This is a genomic window from Microbacterium sp. AG1240, from assembly GCF_003635115.1.
In the GTDB taxonomy this organism is placed as follows: Bacteria; Actinomycetota; Actinomycetes; order Actinomycetales; family Microbacteriaceae; genus Microbacterium.
Genome location: NZ_RBXJ01000002.1, coordinates 437945 through 456181 on the forward strand (window position 1 = coordinate 437945; position 18237 = coordinate 456181).

The following is an 18237-nucleotide window of genomic DNA, read 5'->3' on the forward strand; positions in this document are numbered from 1 at the left end:
ACCTGAGCCATCCCCGCGTCGCGAGATGGCTGTCGGTCTGGTCAGCGAGAATCGCGCCAGGTGGGGATGTACGGATGCTGTGGGCATCGTTGTTGGTTGTATCGGCGGGTGTCGCGCTTGCTGCGCCGCTCGCTCGGGTGGCGGGGCGGGCCGCGGGATGGTTCCTCGCCGTTCCGCTGATCGTGTCCGCGGGCCTGCTCCTGGCGGCCGGAGAGTCGTCCACCACGGTGCCGTGGATGCCGACGCTGGGGGTGACGCTCAGCGTGCGGCTCGACGGTCTCTCGCTGCTGTTCGCGCTCCTGGTCCTGGTCATCGGAGCTCTCGTACTGGTCTACGCCGCCCGGTACCTGACGCGCGGCAGCAACACGTCGTTCTTCGTGCTGATGACGGGCTTTGCCGCATCCATGCTGCTGCTCGTCCTCACCGACGACCTCGTTGTCCTCTTCGTCGCCTGGGAAGCGACCACCCTGTGCTCGTTCTTCCTCATCGCGCGGTCGGGCGCCCAGGCGCGTGAACCCGCCATCCGCACGCTCCTGGTCACCGCCGCGGGCGGCTTGAGTCTTCTCGCCGCCGTCGTCGTGATGGCGGTCGGCACGGGCACGACGCAGATCAGCGAGGTCCTCTCCTCCGATGCGTGGACCCAGCCCGCGTTCGCCGTTCCCGTCGCTCTCCTGCTGGCCGGGGCGGTGTTCACGAAGTCGGCGCAGTTCCCCTTCCAGGCCTGGTTGCCTGACTCGATGGTCGCGATCACACCCGTCTCGGCCTACCTTCACGCGGCAGCCATGGTCAAGGCGGGCATCTATCTCGCGCTGCGATTCTCGCCGGCTCTCGTCGATGTCGCGGTGTGGTCGACCCTCCTCATCGCCAGCGGGCTTCTGACGGCTCTGCTGGGCGCGGTCTCCGCACTTCGACAGACCGATCTGAAGGGCTTGCTGGCCTACTCCACGATGAGCCAGTTGGGCTTGCTCGTGATGATGATCGGGGTGGGCACCCCGGCGGCGCTCACCGCGGCCGTCGTGCATACGGTCGCCCACGCTCTCTTCAAGGCGGCGCTGTTCATGCTCGTGGGCGTCATCGACCACGAGGCCGGCACCCGCGACATCGCGCAGCTCGCTCGGCTCCGCATTCGCATGCCGCTGACCGTCGGAGCTCTCGCCGTGGCGGCGGCCTCCATGGCCGGCATCCCGCCGCTCCTCGGTTTCGTCAGCAAGGAGTCGATGTTCACCGCGTTCCTCGACGCTCCGGGGCCCGTCTGGGTGCCCGTTCTCCTGACCGCCGGCGCGGCGGTGACCGCGGTTCTCACGTTCGCGTACGCCGGTCGGATCGTGCTGGGCGCCGCGGGAGGCCGGGGCCCGAAGGTCGTCCGCGACCCGTCCGCCCTGTTCTGGGGAGCGCCGGCGCTGTGCGCGGCGATGGGCCTTGCTCTGGGCGTCGCCCCCTTCCTGCTCGATGACCTTGTTTCCGCAGCGTCGACCACATCGGTCGGAACCCCGACCGAAGTGCACCTCGAGCTGTGGCACGGCGTCAACCTGCCTCTTTTCGTCTCTGTCGGCGTCATCGTCGCGGGCACGGCGCTCGTCATCGCGCGACGCCCCGTGGAGCGCTTCCTGCGACCATTCCGGCTTCCGTTCTCGGGGCTCGGGGTCGTGGACGCACTCCGTCGCGGCACCATCCGGTTCGGGGCCGCGGTTGGCCGGACGACCGGGACCACGCGTCCCTCCACGCACCTGGCGATTCCCGTCGCCTGTCTCCTCGGCATCGCCGCTGTCGGCGTCTTCGCCGTTCCGCGGCTCCCTCCCATGGTCGGCGACCCGTCGCGGCCGATGGACTGGTTGATCGTGGTCCTCGTGGCAGCCGGGGTCATCGGCGCTGTGGCGGCTCGCACGCGTATCGCCGCTATCGTCGTCACCGGCGTCGTCGGATTCGCGATGACCATCTGGTACTTCGTGCTGGGCGCCGCCGATGTCGCGATGACGCAGCTGCTCGTCGAGATCCTCACGGTGTGTGTGATGGTGCTCCTGTTGCGCCGTCTGCCCGCACGCTTCGCGTCTCGGGGGCGCAAGAGGCGGCAGATCGGGCCCGCAGCCCTGGCCCTCGCCGCGGGCGCCGCGACCGTGCTCGGCGTCTGGGCACTCACCGGGCGCCGAGAGATGTCGGATGCGGCGCAGTACTACCTCCGCGAGGGGGAGACCCTCACCGGCGGTGCGAACATCGTGAACACGATCCTGGTCGATTTCCGCGCCTTCGACACGCTCGGGGAACTGACTGTTCTGGGCGTCGCCGGTCTTTCCGTCGCCGCGCTGCTGTACTCGCGTCGGCCCACCCCGGTGCTCTCTGCCCGGGTCGCCAACGGCTCACGTCTGGCGGATGCTGCGGCCAACAGCGTGTTCGTCCGCACCGTCACGCGCGTCGTCGGACCGCTGATCATCCTGATATCCGTCGTGCTGCTTCTGCGCGGTCACCAGGAGCCCGGCGGAGGGTTCATCTCAGCTCTGGTCGGCGGCGCGGGCTTCGCGCTGCTCTACCTCGCAGCCCCGTCCGAGTCGGCCGCTCGTATCCGGTGGCCCTACTTCACGCTCATAGGTGCCGGTGTCGTCATCGGCACCGGAACCGGGTTCCTCGGTCTCCTCGGCGGTTCGTTCCTCACACCGCTTCAGCTCGACGTGTTCGGTACGAAGCTGACCAGCGCCCTCGTCTTCGATGTCGGGGTGTATCTCGCCGTCGTCGGCGTCGTCCTCGCCGCTCTCAACATGCTCGGGCGCAGACATCACACCGAGCATGAACCCGACAGCTCTTCCCGCACTCGCAGAAAGGAGATCGCCCCGTGACCCTCGCTCTCACCGCCGGGATCCTCGTCGCCGGCGCCGTCTACCTGTTCCTGCAGCGCGAGATGCTCCGTGTCGTCCTGGGGTTCATCCTTCTCGGCAACGCGGCGAACCTCGTGCTCATGGCCGCCGGTGGCACCGCACGCCGTGGTGAGCCCTTCGGCACTCCGGGAAGCACGGCGGATATCGCCGACCCCCTGCCCCAGGCCTTCGTCCTCACCGCCATCGTCATCGCGTTCTCCATCACGATCTTCCTCCTCGTCCTCGCCGTGACCGGCGGCGACGACGACGACACCGCCGATGGTGAGAACGACGCCGACGAGCCTTCCGTCGGCAGCCGTGCGGTCTCTTCGGAGAGCGAAGAGCTCCGATGAATCCGTCCGTGCTCCCCTTGCTCGTGGGAGGCCCGCTCCTCCTCGCCGGCTCGTTGTTCGTCATCCCGCAGCGGCGCCATGCCCATGCGGCGATCATGCTCCTCACGGTCGCCGCCTCGATGGTCGGCGGCATCTGGCTTGTCCTCTCCACCGCCGAGGGACAGGTGCTCGCTCACGGTGTGGGCGGCTGGCCGTTCGGAATCGCGATCCCGTTCGCCGCGGACATGTTCACCGCACTGATGCTGACGGTCACCGGGCTCCTCACGCTCACGTGTGCGTGGTTCGCCCTGGCGTCGGGTCGCGCCGAGTCCCGGTTCTTCGCTCCGCTGGTTCTCGTCCTGGTCGCCGGGGTGAATGGTGCCCTTCTGACGGCCGACCTTTTTAACTTGTTCGTCTTCATCGAAGTCATGCTCCTGCCGTCCTACGGCCTGTTCGTTCTTGCGGCCCCGGGCCGCGCACCCCTTAGGCGCATCGCCGGCGCTCGGCTGTACGTGACCATCAACCTGCTCACCTCGACCGTCTTCCTCATCGGCGTCGGATTCATCTACGGCACGGCCGGCACCGTCAACATCGGCGAACTGGCGGGGCTCGCGGCATCCGACGACCTCATCGCCATCGCCACCGCAGTGTGCCTCTTCGCTCTGGGCATCAAGGCCGCGGTCGTCCCCGTTCACGGCTGGCTCGCACGCGCGTATCCCTCGACGTCGCCGGCGGTCACGGCCCTCTTCTCCGGGTTGCACACGAAAGTCGCGATCTTCGCGATCTATCGCATCTACGCGGTGATCTTCGACGGGGACCACAGGTTCCTGTGGGTGGGCGTGCTCGTCTTCTGCGCGACCATGGCCATCGGCGTGCTCGGCGCGGTCGGGGAGACCACGAGCCGGTCGATCCTGGCTTTTCACATGGTCAGTCAGATCGGGTACATCCTGCTCGGTGTGGCGCTCTTCACCGAGCTCGGGCTCGTGGCCGGAATCTTCTATCTTCTGCACCACATGATCGTGAAAGCGTCCCTCTTCCTGTCCACCGGCGCGGTGGAGGTGCGCTATGGCGCGGGCACGCTCGGACGACTCTCCGGCGTCGCCAAACGAGAACCGTTCATCGCGGCCGCGTTCTTCATCGGGGCTCTGTCGCTCGCGGGGCTGCCGCCCTTCTCCGGCTTCGTCGCAAAACTCTCCCTCATCCTCGCCGCGCAGGACGCGGGGCAGATCATCGCGGTCGTGGTGATGATCGTGGTCAGCCTCATCACGCTGCTGTCGATGCTCAAGATCTGGTCGGGGATGTTCTGGGGTACCCCCGGTCGGGAGTCCGAGGGTTCGGCTCCGCCGGAGGCGGTCGCCACTCGCGTCCGCCCGCGGATCGGTGTGGCGCTCGCAGCGCCGGCCGTCGTCCTCGCCGTCGGGACGCTGTTCCTCGGCGTCGGCGCCGAGATCCTCCTGGCCCTCGCCCAGACCGCCGCGGAGGGGCTCCTCGATCCCTCCGCGTACGTGCGAGCGGTGGTCGGATCATGAGTTGGATCGCGTGGCCGTTCCGCATCGTCGCGTTCATCGCCTGGTTCACGACACAGGTCATCACCGCGAACGCCTCCGTCCTGAGAGACAACCTCAGTCGCGGGCAGAGCTCGACACCGGGGATCGCTCGAGTGATTACTCGTTGCCGCTCGGACCTCGAGGTGACACTCCTCGCGGCCCTCATCACCCTCACCCCGGGGACTCTCACGATGGGCACCGAGAAGGATTCCGTGACCGGCGCGCGCGTGCTGTTCGTGCACGGGCTCTACTTCGCCGACGCCGATGGGCTTCGAGCCGATGCGCGCCGCATCGAATCCAGAATGCTCGGTGCCGTCCGACGAGAAGGAGGACCGGAATGATCGGGATCGACATCGCCATCGGCATCCTCGCCGTCGCGACCTTGCTCACCACGTACCGGCTGGTCATGGGGCCGCACGACGCCGACCGCGTGGTGGCGGCAGATCTGGTGCTCTTCGGGGTCGTGGGCCTGATTGCGCTCATCGGGATCCGCGTCGCCGCGACATTCGCCTTCGACATCGTGCTGGTCGCCGCACTCGTCGGCTTCCTCGGCGCCCTGTCGCTGGCACGCGCACTGACGAGAGGAAAAAGATGACTCTCGCCCTGTCGATAGCAGGTAACGTCTTCGTCGTCCTCGGGTCGCTGGTCTTCGCGACGGCGGCGCTGGGAGTGATCCGGTTCCCCGACACTTTCGCTCGGATCTCCGCCGTCGGCACGGCCGGCGGAATCGGCATCGCACTCGTGCTCGGCGGAGCGTTCTTGCTCGCCCCGTCGCTCCCCGACCTGCTGAAAGTCGGCGTCGCGATCGCCCTGCAGCTCACTACCTCCGCGGTGGGGAGCATCGCCATCGCGCGTTCCGCCTACCTTGCCCGCGCCCCGCTCGCGCCGCTCACCTACGACGAGCTCGACGAAAGCCGCGACCGGTCATGACGAAGATTCGGCTGATCCTGCGCTGGGCTTTGTTGGGACGCCACCGGTGGGGATACGCCACCTCACGTACGTCGCGGTACGGCACCCACCGGATAGATGTGCATGTTCTTCCCCCGGGAACGAACACGATCATTCGCGGATGCGTCCATCTCGTGCGGTACTGGTTCGTCATCGCATCTCTGTTGGCGGGGTTGACCGCCGTGTGGACCGCCGACGCCGTGCCGCTCTCCTGGCAGACCGTGTTCCTCATCAAAGCGATGGGGCTAGGCGCGTGTGTCTGGACGATGCATCGGGTCTCTTCGGACGCTCGCGCCGCCACGAAGAAACTGACGGGGGCGCGTCGAGCGGCCGACGAAGTGTCCAACTCCGGGTATGAAGCCGCAGAGCGGTGCTGGGAGCGGTTGCGGGATGTGGAAGACCACCTCGACCGCGGCGCTACGTCGCCCGCACAGTTCCGGGCCACGTGGGAAGCGGAACACTCCCGCTGACGAGGATCGCGCTCCAAGCCGCTATCGGGGTCTTTGTGCAGGGCTGGATGCGGGGGAGTTCACTGCTCGTCTCTCTTGGCGAGCAGGATCAGCTCGGCACGAGACACGGCGCCGGCCTTGCGCAGGAGATTCGAGACGTGGAACTTCACCGTGTTCTCGCTGATGTCGAGCTGCTCGGCGATCGAACGGTTGCGGGCCCCGGTGACGAGGAGGCGCAGAACATCGCGTTCCCGGGCGGACAGGGGCATCGAGTCCGGCAGCAGATCGGGCATCGCGGGAGGGGCGAGCGGGAGGCGGATGTCGAGCGTCGATCCCCATCCCGCCGTCGACGACACGCGCACGTCGCCGTCGAGGGCGATGACGCGTTCCGAGATCGGACGCAGCGAGTCGTCGTGCGCGGTGAGCTCACCGCGTCCGTCGTCACGGACGCTGATGAGGAGGTTCAGGCCGTCGCAGTCCCACTGGATGCGAACGCGGCGGGCTTCTCCGGCATCGACGAACGCGAGCACGGCGCTGCGCACGATGGCGCGGGCGGCGTGGGCGACCTCTCCGGGAAGGGCTCGCCCCGTCATGGGGGGTTCGACGAACTGCACGTCGAGGTCGCCGTGCCTCACCAGGGGGCGCAGGTCGTTGCGCAGCCGCGCGAAGGCCCCCACGACCGGTTCGAGCCGCGTGTCTCGCTGTTCATCGGTCTCCATGCGGATGCCGACGAGCGCGGTCGCGGCCACATCGATCGCGAGAGTGCGCGCGGCCCTGTCGTCGAGGCGATCCGCCCGCAGGATGGCCAGGATCGACTCGAGCGTGACGGCGTGACGGTCGGCCTGCTCGGCCATGTTGCGCGTGTGCTCGAGCTGTGCCTGGCGCACGGCGAGCGACGGGATCATCTCGCTCGCCGCGTGAGGCCCGGGGGTGGAGTCCATGAGCCGACTATACGGAAGTCGAGCACTACTCTTCCGGGTAGGTGAGACCGTGCGAACGCGTCGTATGCGTGGGCGCCGCGACCGCGCAGCATGGAGTCATGACCGATTCGGATGCTGCGTACGAGGCCTCTGTGGCGATGGTGCGGGCGGAGACGAGCGGCGTCCTCGAGCGCATGGTGTCGGCGGATCCCCCCGGAGGGTCGCTCGGCGACCTCGCGGCCCTGGTCGCGGGCGCTGACCGCGTGTTCGTGCTCGGCGCGGGACGCTCCGGCTTGGCGTTGCGGATGACCGCGATGCGGCTGATGCATCTCGGTCTCGTCGTTCACGTCGTGGGCGATGTCACGACACCTGCTCTGGGTGCCGGCGACGTACTGCTCACCGCGAGCGGGTCGGGCACCACGGCCGGGGTCGTCCGTGCGGCGGAGATGGCCGTCGAAGCCGGCGCCGAGGTCGGAGCCCTCACCACCGACGGCGATTCGCCCCTGGCTGCCCTCGCGCGGGCCGTCGTCGTCGTGCCCGCCGCGCAGAAGCTCGACCGCACCGGCCAGTCTTCGGCCCAGTACGCGGGAAGCCTGTTCGAGCAGCTCGTCGTGCTGCTCGGCGACGCCCTCTTCGATGTGCTCTGGCGCCGATCCGGGAAGAGCGCCGACGAGCTCTGGCCCCGCCACGCGAACATCGAATAGACCCGACTCCTCCCACCCGTACGACTGGAAAGAGACACGATGAAACTGCAGTTCGCCATGGACACGCTCACCACCGAGGCCGCCCTGGAGCTTGCCGCCCAGGCTGCGCCCCACGTCGACATCCTGGAACTCGGCACACCTCTGATCAAGAGCGCCGGGCTCTCAGCGGTCACCGCGATCAAGGCGGCCCACCCCGACAAGATCGTCTTCGCCGACCTGAAGACCATGGATGCCGGTGAGCTCGAGGCCGACATCGCCTTCGCCGCGGGCGCCGACCTGGTCACGGTTCTCGGCTCCGCCGGCGACAGCACCATCGCCGGCGCGGTGAAGGCCGCGAAGAAGCACAACAAGGGCATCGTCGTCGACCTCATCGGGGTTGCCGACAAGCCGGCGCGCGCGAAAGAGGTCGTCGCCCTCGGCGTGGAGTTCGTCGAGATGCACGCGGGCCTCGACGAGCAGGCCGAAGAGGGCTTCACCTTCTCCACGCTTCTCGACGACGGTCGCGCCTCGGGCGTTCTCTTCTCCGTCGCCGGCGGCATCAACGCGTCGACCATCGCCGCCGTGCAGGCGTCGGGTGCGCAGGTGGCTGTGGCCGGCGGTGCGATCTACGGCGCACCCGACGTCGGGGCAGCGGCTGCAGAACTGCGTGCCGCCATCGTCTGACGCGCACCGACGAGGTCGGGAGGCGAGACCCCTCAGGGGGTCGGTGCGTCTCCCGCCGAACCTTCGGTGACGGTGGGCACGGCCGGGATGGTGACCCAGGCCGTGCCGGCCGGCGTGTCACCGAGAAGGCCGTCGGCGACCGGGGGATCGGCCAGGCGTTCGGTGTCGTTGAGCGCACCCAACGGTTCCGAGGGAAGGCCCGCCCACTCGGTCGGGTCTTCCGGTTTCGATGCGAACAGTCCCATCACCCCATTGTGCGCCTCGCTCTCTCGGAGGGTGCTGATCGGAGTGCGTGCGAGTTGCGGCGCAGGATCAGGACTTCGCGAGCTCCGCGCGCGCGTAGGCCACCAGGGCGTTGGCGTGGCCGTGGCCGAGGCCGCGTTCCGTCTTCAGCCAGGTGACGACCTCCATGTGGGGCTTACCCGCGTCGAGTTGCTCGACGATGAGATCGAGCCACTCCTGGATCGGCGTGCCGTAGGTCTTCTCGATACTCGGGAAGTACGACGCCGGTCCCTTCGGCTTGTCGCCGGGGGAGAGGACGGGGGCGCTCACGTGGCGGCTGCTCATGCGCACAGCGTAGAGCGGGCGCGCGGTGGTGCGCAGCATCCAGCCGCCCCGCCTCGTCGATCTCTCGACGGTGGGCGGATCGTCCCGAGCCGCGCCGAGGGTTTTCATAGGCTGGAAGCTCGCCGACCCGACCGAGGAGAGACGTGTTCCGCACGCCGCTGACCCTTTTCCGCACGCTCGCGATCGCCGAGATGATCTCGTGGACGCTCCTGATCGGGGGTCTCATCCTCCGCGCGGTGTTCGACTGGTCCCTCGCCGTCACGATCGGCGGGGGTATCCACGGGTTCGTCTTCCTCGCGTACGGCGCGACTGCGATCATCGTCGCCGTGCACCAGCGGTGGAGCGTCGGAGTCGGGGTGCTCGCCGTCGCGAGCGCGGTCGTTCCCTACGCGACGCTGCCAACCGAGATGTGGCTCAGTCGCACGGGCCGCCTCGCCGGCACCTGGCGGCTCGAGGAGACTGACGATCCGCGCGACCGGCGCCCGGTCGACCGCGCGCTGCGCTTCTTCCTTCGCCGCGCGTGGCTCTTCATCGGTCTGCTCGTGGTCCTGGTCGTGGCGGCGTACGTCGTGCTGCTGGTGGTCGGCCCGCCCGGACGCTGATCGTTCGCCGGAGAATCGCGCCGCCGTCGGAACCTTGCGGCCCGATCCTCCGACGAAGCTCCGATTCTCCGTCGCTCGTGCGCGCAGATCGTCGGCTCAGTGCCGCGCGTTGGCCGACGCGGCCGCGGCCGCGACGTCGCGGAGCACCGCGGGCACGTCGTCCGACGGCACGACGGCCTGGATGAGGGTGAGACCGGACGCGTCTCGCGCGTCGGCCAGGGCGGTGGTCAGCTCGGCGACCGTCGACGCCTTCACCCCGACCGCGGTCCCCGTCGGGTCGAGGGCGGCGAGGAGCGCGGTCCAGTCCCACCGGGCGATGTCGTTGTACTCCTCGTGAAGGCCGTGGATGACCCGCTCGACGGTGTACCCGTCGTTGTCGACGACGACGATCACCGCGGGGATGCGGTGCCGAAGCAGCGTTCCCAGTTCGGCGATCGTCAGCTGGGCGGCTCCGTCGCCGATGAGAAGAACCGGGCGGCGTTCCGGGCGGGCAAGGGCGGCGCCCAGGAGAGCAGGGAGGGTGAAGCCGATCGCGGCCCACAGCGGCTGCCCGCCGAAGACCACGCCGTGCGGCAGGCGGTGGCCCGCCATGCCGTAGAACGACGTGCCCTGGTCGGCGAGCACCGTGTCGCCGTCGCGGAGGAAGCCGGTGACCTCCCGCCACAGCGCTGTCTGAGACAGGGCGCCCTCGTTCGGCCCGGCGGTGTCGGGGTGGGATGCGGCGACCCCCGTGTCCGCGCGGAAGCGGCCGCCGGTCGCGGCGAGCACCTCGGCGACGGCGTCGAGCGCATCGCCCATCGCGAGGGGCCGGAAGTCGTCGTCGCCGATCCGCGCGTGCTCACCCCGGATCTCGATGGTGCGAGACGCATCCAGGTGCTGCGAGAAGAAACCGCTCGTGAGGTCAGTGAACTGCACCCCCGCCATGATCAGCAGGTCGGCCTGCTCGATCCCCTCGCGCACCGCCGGTGAGCTGGCGGCGCCGACGTACGACCCGAGGTAGGCCGGCGCCGACTCGTCGACGACGCGACGGCCCCACAAGAGCGTCGCGTGGGGGATGCCCTCGTCGAGCACCCGGTGCAGATGAGCCTCGACGTCGAGGCGGGCGACCAGGATGTCGGCGAGGGCCGAGACGGTGGATGCCGCCGCGACGCGCTCCTCGACCTCGGCGCGGAACCGGGCGAGGACGCCGAGGTCGGTGACGCCCGGATGCTGCGGCAGAGGCGCCACCGGAGGTGACGCCGGGTGCTCGGCGACATCGGCGGAGATTACGAGGTACCCCGGGAGTCGTCGCTCGAGCACCGCCGTGATCACGCGGTCGATCTCGTCGGTCGCCGTCTCGGGAGAGAGCACGGCCTGCGCTGCCGTCACCTCGGCCGTCATGCGCGCGAAGTGGCCGAAGTCGCCGTCGCCGAGCGTGTGGTGGGTCGCGCGGCCCGCGGCCTGGACGGCCGTCGTGGGTGCTCCGACGACGTGGAGCACGGGAACGTGCTCGGCGTAGCTGCCCGCGACCGCTCCGATCGCCGACAGCTCTCCAACGCCGAACGTGGTGCTCAGGGCGCCGAGACCGCCGAGACGGGCGTAGCCGTCGGCCGCATAGCCGGCGCCCAATTCGTTCGCGCAGCCGACCCATTCGATGCTCGGGTGCGCCTCGACGTGATCGAGGAAAGCGAGAGTGAAGTCGCCGGGGACGCCGAACAGGTGTCTCACACCCGCTTCCGCCAACCGATCGAGGAGGTGATCGGCGACGGTGTAGGTCATCGGTGCGAGGCGCTGCCGCTGAAGTGGAAGGGGATCGCCAGAGAACCGGCGACGCAGAGGATGCCGACGATGAACACCAGCGCCTGGATCGGCACGATCGAGAACGAGATGCCGATCAGGAAGATTCCGCCGAGCAACAGGATCAGAGCGATGACGTACATGTGTGGTTGCCTCCTCAGGCCAGGCTACCTTGCGCCGGGCCGTCGCCGAAGCCGATGGGGTGACGCATCCTCGTCACGATCCGGTGACCCGATCGACACCTCCGAGGTCCAGGATGGGTAGCGTGACGACGTTCCCGCTCATCCCGACCGGGGCACCGCGCCCCGCGCCGGCCCCGCACAAGAAGAAGATGCGCGGCGGCGATCGGTTGTCGGCGACGCTGATGCTGGTCGGCGTCGCGATCGCGATGGTGTGGGCGAACCTGCCGGGCGAGACGTATCACCAGTTCTGGGACCTGCCGCTGGGCGCCTCGTTCGGCGACGCCTCGTGGACGTTCAGCCTCCACGCCCTCGTCAACGAGGGCTTCATGACGCTGTTCTTCTTCCTCGTCGGACTCGAGGTCAAGCGCGAGCTCACCGTCGGCGAGCTCACCGACCGCTCGCGCGCGGTCGTGCCGATCGCGGCCGCCGTGGCGGGACTCGTCCTCCCCGCCGGCATCTTCCTCCTCTTCAACCTCGCCGACGGCGAGTTCGACGCGTGGGGCGTGGTGATCTCGACCGATACCGCCTTCCTCCTCGGAGCCCTCGCCCTCATCGGACCGAAGTTCTCCTCGCGGTTGCGCACGTTCCTGCTCACCCTGGCCGTCGTCGACGACATCGGTGCGCTCCTGGTCATCGGGCTCTTCTACAACAGCGGCCTGAACCCGGTGCCCTTCGTGATCGCCCTGGTGCTGATGGCGCTCATCGCCCTCGTGAGGTTCCTACCGGTCGGGCGCGGCTTCGCCTACGGGGTGCTGGGGGCGGCGCTCTTCGTTGTGGTCTACCTCGCCGGCGTCCACCCCACGCTCGCGGGGGTCGCGGTGGCGCTGCTCATCCCCGTCTTCCCGCCGCGGCGCAACGACGTCGAGCGGTCGGTCGAACTCACCCGGGCGTTCCGCGAATCGCCCAATCCCGCGTACGCCGCCGCGGTCACGCGGAGCCTCCGCGAATCGATCTCGATCAACGAGCGCATCGACACGGGCCTGCGTCCCTACGTCTCGTTCGCGATCCTGCCCGTCTTCGCCCTCGCCAACGCCGGCGTGCACATCGACGGCGACACCCTGCGCGACGCGCTCGTCTCGCCCGTCGCGTGGGGCATCGTCGCCGGTCTCGTGCTCGGAAAGTTCATCGGCATCACTCTCGCCACGTGGCTGGTCGGCGTCGTCGGCCGCGGTCAGCTCGCCCCCGGTCTCAGCCTCCACCGCGTCGCCGGCGGCGCCGCTCTCTCCGGGATCGGCTTCACGATCTCGCTCTTCCTCGTGCCGATCGCCATCAGCGATCCGCACACGCAGGACCTCGCGCGCGTGGCCGTGCTCGCCGCATCCGTCATCGCGTTCTTCCTGGGGTGGGCGATCCTCACCGTCGGCGACCGCATCAGCCCTCCGCACCCGGTCGGTTTCAAGCTCGCGCGTCCGGTCGACCCGCAGCGCGACCACATCAGGGGCTCGATGGACGCTCCGTACGAGATCGTCGAGTACGGCGATTTCGAGTGCCCGTTCTGCAGTCGCGCGACCGGATCGGTGGATGCGGTGCGCGAGCGCTTCGGCGACGACATCCGCTGGGTGTGGCGTCACCTCCCGCTCGACCAGCCGCACCCGCACGCGCAGGAGGCAGCCCAGGCGGCGGAGGCCGCAGCGATCCAGGGGCGCTTCTTCGAGATGGCGGGCAAGCTCTTCGCGCACCAGAAGAACCTCGAGCGCGACGACCTGTTCCGCTACGCCGAGATGCTCGGGCTTGACCCCGACCGGTTCGCCGACGACTTCGTCTCGCCGAAGGTCGCCCACCACATCCAGGACGACCGGCTCGACGCCGAGATCATGGACCTCAACACGACGCCCACGTTCTTCCTCAACGGGCGTCGGCACATCGGCCCCTACGACTCGGCGAGCCTGATCCGGGGGCTCGAGAACAGCGCGCCGATGCACGCGAAGACCCCCGCCAACTGAGAGTCCACGACACCCGGATGCTGCGGCGCGTCCGCCCGGGTGTCTTGGGCTCTCAGCGGGTGGAGCGGGGCGCGTCGGCGAGCAGCGAGGTCGCGAGCATCGTCGACCCGGCCACGGCGGCGGGCATGACGGCCACCGCTCCGAGCGGCACGAGGAAGCAGAGCTGCGTGGCGACGCCGAACCCGAGCGCCTGGCCGCGCCGAGCGCGCAGCAGGCGGCGGCGCTGCGCGCGGTCGACGCCGCGGGCGGTGAGGGCGCGCGAGGTGAGCTCGTCGGTCAGCAGCCAGCCGGTGAGCACGACGCCGAGCACGGCACCCACCGCGCCTCCGACGACGGGCACGAGGCCGAGGAGCGCGGTCAGTATCGCCACCCCGATGCCGCGGGCGATGAGCCAGACGGTGTCGACGAGGGCGCGCGCGAAGCCGTAGCGCACGTCGGGCACCTCGCCGAGCTCCTCCTCGACCGACCGCCAGATGCGGTCGTAGAAGGGCTCGCCGATCAGCAGCGTGAGGGCGGTGAACGACACGACCGCGATCACCAGCGCGGCGCCGAGGGTCGCCGCCCCCGCGGCGAAACGCACGACCGAGACCCAGATCTCGGGCCACCCGTCGGCGAAGGGGGTGACGGTGGTCGCGATCTGGGGAAGGAACACGGCGAGGGTGATCACCCCCGCAAGCAGCACGACACCCACGATGAGGGCGGGGACGAGTCCGGCGGCCATCACTCCGGGCCGCCGCCGCCACCAGCCGAATCCGCGCGCGAGCATGCCCACGCCCGCGCCGAACTGCTTCACATCCACAGCCTAGGACGCCGGATCGTCGACGCCGTGCGCGGGGTCAGCGGTCGTAGGCCGAGGCGCTTCGCACCGAGGCCATCACGGTGAACTTGCTGTTGCGGGCGATCTGCCGCGTGGGCCCGACCACCCGCTCGAGGGTCGGGCGATAGAGGAGGGCCGAGTTCCACACGGTCCACAGCTCGCCGCCGGGGCGGAGCGCCCGGGCGGCGTCGGCGAAGAGCCGCGCGGCGACCCCCTCGTAGACGGCCGCACCGACGTGGAAGGGCGGGTTCAGGGCGATGAACGACACGCTCGCGTCGTCGAGCATCGAGAGGAGGTCGTCGCGTTCGACGCGCACGAGGTCGCTCACCCCGTTCGCCTCCGCGGTCGCGCGGGCCGACGCGACGGCGGCGGCCGACTGATCGGAGGCGTACGCGTGCAGGCCCTGCCGCGCGAACGTCGCCGCGACCACGCCCGTGCCGCACGCCATGTCGACCACCGGGTCGTCGGCGGTGCCGCCGCCGGCCACGCGTCCCGAGATGTTGTCGAGCAGGAACCGCGTGCCGATGTCGACGGAGGTGGCCGCGAAGACCCCGCCGTAGGCGCAGACGACGAGACCGTCGTGGGTGGCGCGCCGGGGCTCGGGGTCGTGGCCCTCCTTCGCGCCGCGCGCGACGAGCACGCGGGACTTCTGGCGGGCGTGGGTGACGTCGACCACGTCGAAGTGGCGACGCAGCACGTCGTTCATGGCGACGGTCATGTGCTTGATGCGTCCACCGGCGAAGACCGTGACGCCGGGGGAGGCATGGCGCGCGATGAGGGCTGCGACGTCGTCGAGCTCGTCGAGCGACCTCGGCAGCCGCAGCAGCACCACCTCGGCGTCGCGCACGAGGTCGGCGTCGAACGGCAGCGACGAGAAGGCGTCGTCGTCGACGGCGAGCCGCTTGGCATTCGCGGCCAGGGCGCGTTCACCGGTCAGCGGGTCCTGATGCACGCGGATGCGGCGCGCCCCCTCGGCGGCGGAGGCGAGGGTCAGGGCGCCGTGGGTGTCGCCGATGACGACGAGCGCGCCGTCGTCGAGGGTCGTCCGCGCGCCGGCCGACTCGTCGAGGAGGAGGCGGTCGGCAGCATCCGCCGCGAGGAGTTCGGGCGCCTCGACATCGGGCCAGCGGCGAAGGGTGTCGAAGGGGAAGGTCATCCTCGCCACGGTAGTCGGCCGGCCGGCAGATGACGCATCGTGCGGTGACCGGGAATAGCCTGAGCGCCGGATGGTTGAACTTGATACGCACGCACTCAACTACGTAATATCAAGTTGAGTCGCACACGCTCACCTTCATCCAGGAGACATCAGGGACATGCCCGAAGACTTCACTTCCCCCGACGGCCACGGCGCGAGCTCGTTCGACGAGTTCCTCGCCCGCTACCTCGCCGGCGAGCAGGCGCGCGCCGAACGGTCGATCGACCTCAGCCGTTTCCTCAGCTCCCGCACGCAGGAGGCGCTGCAGCGCGCCGGCCGGTTCGCCCTCGAGCGCGGCCAGCGCGAGCTCGACGCCCTCCACGTTCTGCGCATCCTCGTCGACCAGTCGCCGGCGAACGAGGCCGTGCAGCGCATCGGTGCCGATCCCCGCGCCATCGCGCGCGCCACCGAGGGTCGTCTGCCCGCAGCATCCGCCCCCGCCGACGTCGACGGCGCGGTCGTCACCGCATCGGTGCAGCGCGCGCTCTTCCTCGCCTACCAGGTCGCCCGCAGCGCGGGTTCGACCTACGTCGATCCCGAGCACCTGTTCTTCGCTCTCGTGCTGGCGCAGGACGCCCCCGCCGGTCAGATCCTCGCCCAGGCGGGTGTCACCGCCGAAGCGCTGACGCAGGCCGTGCGCGAGACCGTGACCCCGGGGGCCGCCGGCCCCGAGGCCTCCGACTCCGAGGCGCCGTCCGAGACGCCGATGCTCGACCGCTTCGGCACCGACCTCACCGCGCGCGCCGAAGCGGGCGACCTCGATCCCGTGATCGGACGCAGCGATGAGATCGAGCAGACGATCGAGATCCTCAGCCGCCGCACCAAGAACAACCCGGTGCTCGTCGGAGAGGCCGGCGTCGGCAAGACGGCCATCGTCGAAGGACTCGCGTCGGCGATCGTGGCGGGCTCCGTGCCCGAGCAGTTGCGCGGAAAGCGCGTCATCGCGCTCGACCTGCCGGCGATGCTCGCCGGCACGCGCTACCGCGGCGACTTCGAAGAGCGCCTCACGCAGACCATGGACGAGGTCTCGGCACGCAAGGGCGAACTCATCCTCTTCATCGACGAGGTGCACACCGTCGTCGGAGCCGGCGGCGGAGGAGAGGGCGCCATGGACGCCGGCAACATCCTCAAGCCGCGCCTGGCGCGGGGCGACCTGCACCTCGTCGGCGCCACGACCCTCCGCGAGTACCGCACCATCGAGAAAGACCCGGCGCTGGAGCGCCGGTTCCAGCCCGTGCGCGTGGGCGAGCCCTCGATCGAAGACGCGGTGCTGATCCTCCGGGGTCTGCGCCCGGCATACGAGGAGCACCACGGTGTGAGCTTCACCGACGACGCCCTCCGCGCCGCGGTCGAGCTCTCCGACCGGTACGTGAGCGACCGCGTGCTGCCCGACAAGGCGATCGACCTCATCGACCAGGCGGGCGCGCGCCTGCGCCTGCGGCTCGGCGTGAAGGTCGACGTGTCGGAGCTCGTCGCGCAGCTCGCGACCCTCGAGGCCGACAAGAACGCCGCCGTCTCGGCCGAGCACTACGAGGAGGCCTCCCGCATCCGCGACGAGATCTCTTCGGTGCAGGAGAAGCTGGATGCGGCGACCTCCGCGGGCGCGTCGGCCACGGCCTCGTCGGCCATCGTCGGCGAGCCCGAGATCGCCGCGGTCATCAGCCGAGCCACGGGGATCCCCGTGAACCGTCTCACCGAGACCGAGCGCGGACGCCTCGCCACCCTCGAGGACGAACTGCACGGGCGCGTGATCGGGCAGCACGCCGCCGTGACCTCCGTCGCAACGGCGGTGCGCCGCAACCGCACCGGCATGGGGGATGCGAACCGGCCCGTCGGCTCGTTCCTCTTCCTCGGCCCGACCGGCGTCGGCAAGACCGAGCTCGCCAAAGCGCTCGCCGCCTCGCTGTTCGACGACGAGGGCGCGGTCATCCGTTTCGACATGAGCGAGTTCGGCGAGCGGCACACGGTGTCGCGCCTCGTCGGTGCCCCTCCGGGATACGTCGGATACGACGAGGCGGGCCAGCTCACCGAGCGCGTGCGGCGCAACCCCTACTCGATCGTGCTGTTCGACGAGATCGAGAAGGCGCACCCCGACGTGTTCAACCTGCTGCTGCAGGTGCTCGACGACGGTCGGCTCACCGACGGACAGGGCCGCACGGTCGACTTCCGCAACACGGTGGTGATCATGACGTCGAACATCGGCAGTGAGTTCCTCGCGTCGCGCGCGGGAGCCATCGGGTTCATCGCCGACGGCGGAGGAGCCACCGGGTTCGGATCCGAGAAAGACCTGCGCGACCGGGTCATGGGGCGTCTGCGCGAAGCCATGCGGCCGGAGTTCCTCAACCGCATCGACGACATCGTGCTGTTCCGCAAGCTCGACCGCGAGCAGCTGCGCGAGATCGTGCGGCTCATGCTCGGCACGACCGAGAAGCGCCTCGCCCGCCGCGAGGTGTCGATCGAGATCACCGAGAGCGCGATCGACTGGCTCGCCGAGCACGGGTACGAGCCCGAGTACGGCGCGCGGCCGCTGCGCCGGCTCATCCAGCGCGAGATCGACGATCGCGTCGCCGACCTGTTCGTCACGGGCGCGCTCGTCGACGGGGGAGCGGTGACCGTGGATGCCGCCGACGGCGCCCTCACGGTGCGCCCCGCCGCCCGCGTGCCCCAGGCCGCCTGACCCCCGCCGACCGCCCCCTGACCGCGAGACCGCTCGTGCGCGACGAGACCCTGGCTTTCGACCACGGTC

At 69.8% G+C, this 18237-nt stretch carries 19 protein-coding genes; 12 read left to right on the forward strand and 7 right to left on the reverse strand.

All coding sequences use genetic code 11. The annotated features are described in order from the left end of the window. Window positions 1-74 precede the first annotated feature (74 nt). From DEU34_RS10690 to DEU34_RS10720, 7 genes are read left to right on the forward strand one after another with little or no spacing between them, the layout of a single operon-like run. Window positions 75-2828: a DUF4040 family protein gene (locus DEU34_RS10690; RefSeq protein ID WP_121150146.1), complete on the forward strand. Its 2754-nt coding sequence runs from the start codon at window positions 75-77 to the stop codon at window positions 2826-2828. Then, a complete protein-coding gene (locus tag DEU34_RS10695; RefSeq protein WP_121150147.1) occupies window positions 2825-3199 on the forward strand; it encodes a sodium:proton antiporter in 375 nt (124 codons plus the stop codon). Before DEU34_RS10690 ends, DEU34_RS10695 begins: the two co-directional genes overlap by 4 nt. Further along, entirely contained in the window at window positions 3196-4707 is a 1512-nt protein-coding gene (locus tag DEU34_RS10700) for a monovalent cation/H+ antiporter subunit D family protein (protein WP_121150148.1), read from the forward strand. The genes DEU34_RS10695 and DEU34_RS10700 overlap by 4 nt, the downstream gene beginning before the upstream one ends. Then, a complete protein-coding gene (locus DEU34_RS10705; protein WP_121150149.1) occupies window positions 4704-5066 on the forward strand; it encodes a Na+/H+ antiporter subunit E in 363 nt (120 codons plus the stop codon). The genes DEU34_RS10700 and DEU34_RS10705 overlap by 4 nt, the downstream gene beginning before the upstream one ends. Then, window positions 5063-5320 carry a monovalent cation/H+ antiporter complex subunit F gene (locus DEU34_RS10710; protein WP_121150150.1) on the forward strand — a complete coding sequence of 86 codons (258 nt, stop codon included), beginning with the start codon at window positions 5063-5065 and terminating at the stop codon, window positions 5318-5320. Before DEU34_RS10705 ends, DEU34_RS10710 begins: the two co-directional genes overlap by 4 nt. Then, window positions 5317-5655, forward strand: a complete 339-nt coding sequence (locus DEU34_RS10715) for a monovalent cation/H(+) antiporter subunit G (protein WP_121150151.1) — start codon at window positions 5317-5319, stop codon at window positions 5653-5655. The genes DEU34_RS10710 and DEU34_RS10715 overlap by 4 nt, the downstream gene beginning before the upstream one ends. Beyond that, entirely contained in the window at window positions 5652-6143 is a 492-nt protein-coding gene (locus DEU34_RS10720) for a DUF6611 family protein (RefSeq protein ID WP_147424046.1), read from the forward strand. Before DEU34_RS10715 ends, DEU34_RS10720 begins: the two co-directional genes overlap by 4 nt. Before the next feature lie 59 nt (window positions 6144-6202). Here the strand turns inward: DEU34_RS10720 and DEU34_RS10725 are convergent, their stop codons facing one another. Beyond that, window positions 6203-7063 carry a LuxR C-terminal-related transcriptional regulator gene (locus DEU34_RS10725; protein ID WP_259460119.1) on the reverse strand — a complete coding sequence of 287 codons (861 nt, stop codon included), beginning with the start codon at window positions 7061-7063 and terminating at the stop codon, window positions 6203-6205. Between the two features lie 98 nt (window positions 7064-7161). Here DEU34_RS10725 and hxlB point away from each other — a divergent pair, with 98 nt between their 5' ends. Together hxlB and hxlA are read left to right on the forward strand one after the other, a co-directional pair. Further along, window positions 7162-7746 (forward strand): 6-phospho-3-hexuloisomerase, encoded by a 585-nt coding sequence (gene hxlB / locus DEU34_RS10730; protein ID WP_121150154.1) that lies wholly within the window; start codon window positions 7162-7164, stop codon window positions 7744-7746. A gap of 39 nt (window positions 7747-7785) precedes the next feature. Beyond that, a complete protein-coding gene (hxlA, locus tag DEU34_RS10735) occupies window positions 7786-8409 on the forward strand; it encodes a 3-hexulose-6-phosphate synthase (protein ID WP_121150155.1) in 624 nt (207 codons plus the stop codon). Between the two features lie 32 nt (window positions 8410-8441). Here the strand turns inward: hxlA and DEU34_RS10740 are convergent, their stop codons facing one another. After that, window positions 8442-8654 (reverse strand): hypothetical protein, encoded by a 213-nt coding sequence (locus DEU34_RS10740; protein WP_121150156.1) that lies wholly within the window; start codon window positions 8652-8654, stop codon window positions 8442-8444. A 67-nt stretch (window positions 8655-8721) separates the two neighbouring features. Beyond that, window positions 8722-8976, reverse strand: coding sequence for a DUF4287 domain-containing protein (locus tag DEU34_RS10745; protein ID WP_121150607.1), 255 nt, complete (start codon window positions 8974-8976; stop codon window positions 8722-8724). Window positions 8977-9119: 143 nt separating this feature from the next. Between DEU34_RS10745 and DEU34_RS10750 the strand changes: the two genes are divergently transcribed. Next, the gene (locus DEU34_RS10750) at window positions 9120-9578 is read left to right on the forward strand and encodes a DUF3817 domain-containing protein (protein ID WP_121150157.1); all 459 of its coding nucleotides are present in this window, start codon (window positions 9120-9122) and stop codon (window positions 9576-9578) included. Window positions 9579-9674: 96 nt separating this feature from the next. Here the strand turns inward: DEU34_RS10750 and DEU34_RS10755 are convergent, their stop codons facing one another. After that, entirely contained in the window at window positions 9675-11336 is a 1662-nt protein-coding gene (locus DEU34_RS10755) for an alpha-keto acid decarboxylase family protein (RefSeq protein WP_121150158.1), read from the reverse strand. Then, window positions 11333-11497: a hypothetical protein gene (locus tag DEU34_RS16270; RefSeq protein ID WP_183042438.1), complete on the reverse strand. Its 165-nt coding sequence runs from the start codon at window positions 11495-11497 to the stop codon at window positions 11333-11335. Before DEU34_RS16270 ends, DEU34_RS10755 begins: the two co-directional genes overlap by 4 nt. Window positions 11498-11619: 122 nt before the next feature. On the opposite strand from DEU34_RS16270, the gene nhaA reads away from it, so the two are divergent. After that, entirely contained in the window at window positions 11620-13479 is a 1860-nt protein-coding gene (gene nhaA, locus DEU34_RS10760) for a Na+/H+ antiporter NhaA (protein WP_259460120.1), read from the forward strand. A gap of 52 nt (window positions 13480-13531) precedes the next feature. Here the strand turns inward: nhaA and DEU34_RS10765 are convergent, their stop codons facing one another. Both DEU34_RS10765 and DEU34_RS10770 read right to left on the reverse strand, forming a co-directional pair. Next, window positions 13532-14272 carry an EI24 domain-containing protein gene (locus DEU34_RS10765; protein ID WP_259460121.1) on the reverse strand — a complete coding sequence of 247 codons (741 nt, stop codon included), beginning with the start codon at window positions 14270-14272 and terminating at the stop codon, window positions 13532-13534. Window positions 14273-14315: 43 nt separating this feature from the next. Further along, window positions 14316-15452: a methyltransferase gene (locus DEU34_RS10770; protein WP_121150160.1), complete on the reverse strand. Its 1137-nt coding sequence runs from the start codon at window positions 15450-15452 to the stop codon at window positions 14316-14318. Window positions 15453-15609: 157 nt separating this feature from the next. Between DEU34_RS10770 and DEU34_RS10775 the strand changes: the two genes are divergently transcribed. Then, window positions 15610-18168 (forward strand): ATP-dependent Clp protease ATP-binding subunit, encoded by a 2559-nt coding sequence (locus DEU34_RS10775; RefSeq protein WP_121150161.1) that lies wholly within the window; start codon window positions 15610-15612, stop codon window positions 18166-18168. Window positions 18169-18237 lie beyond the last annotated feature (69 nt).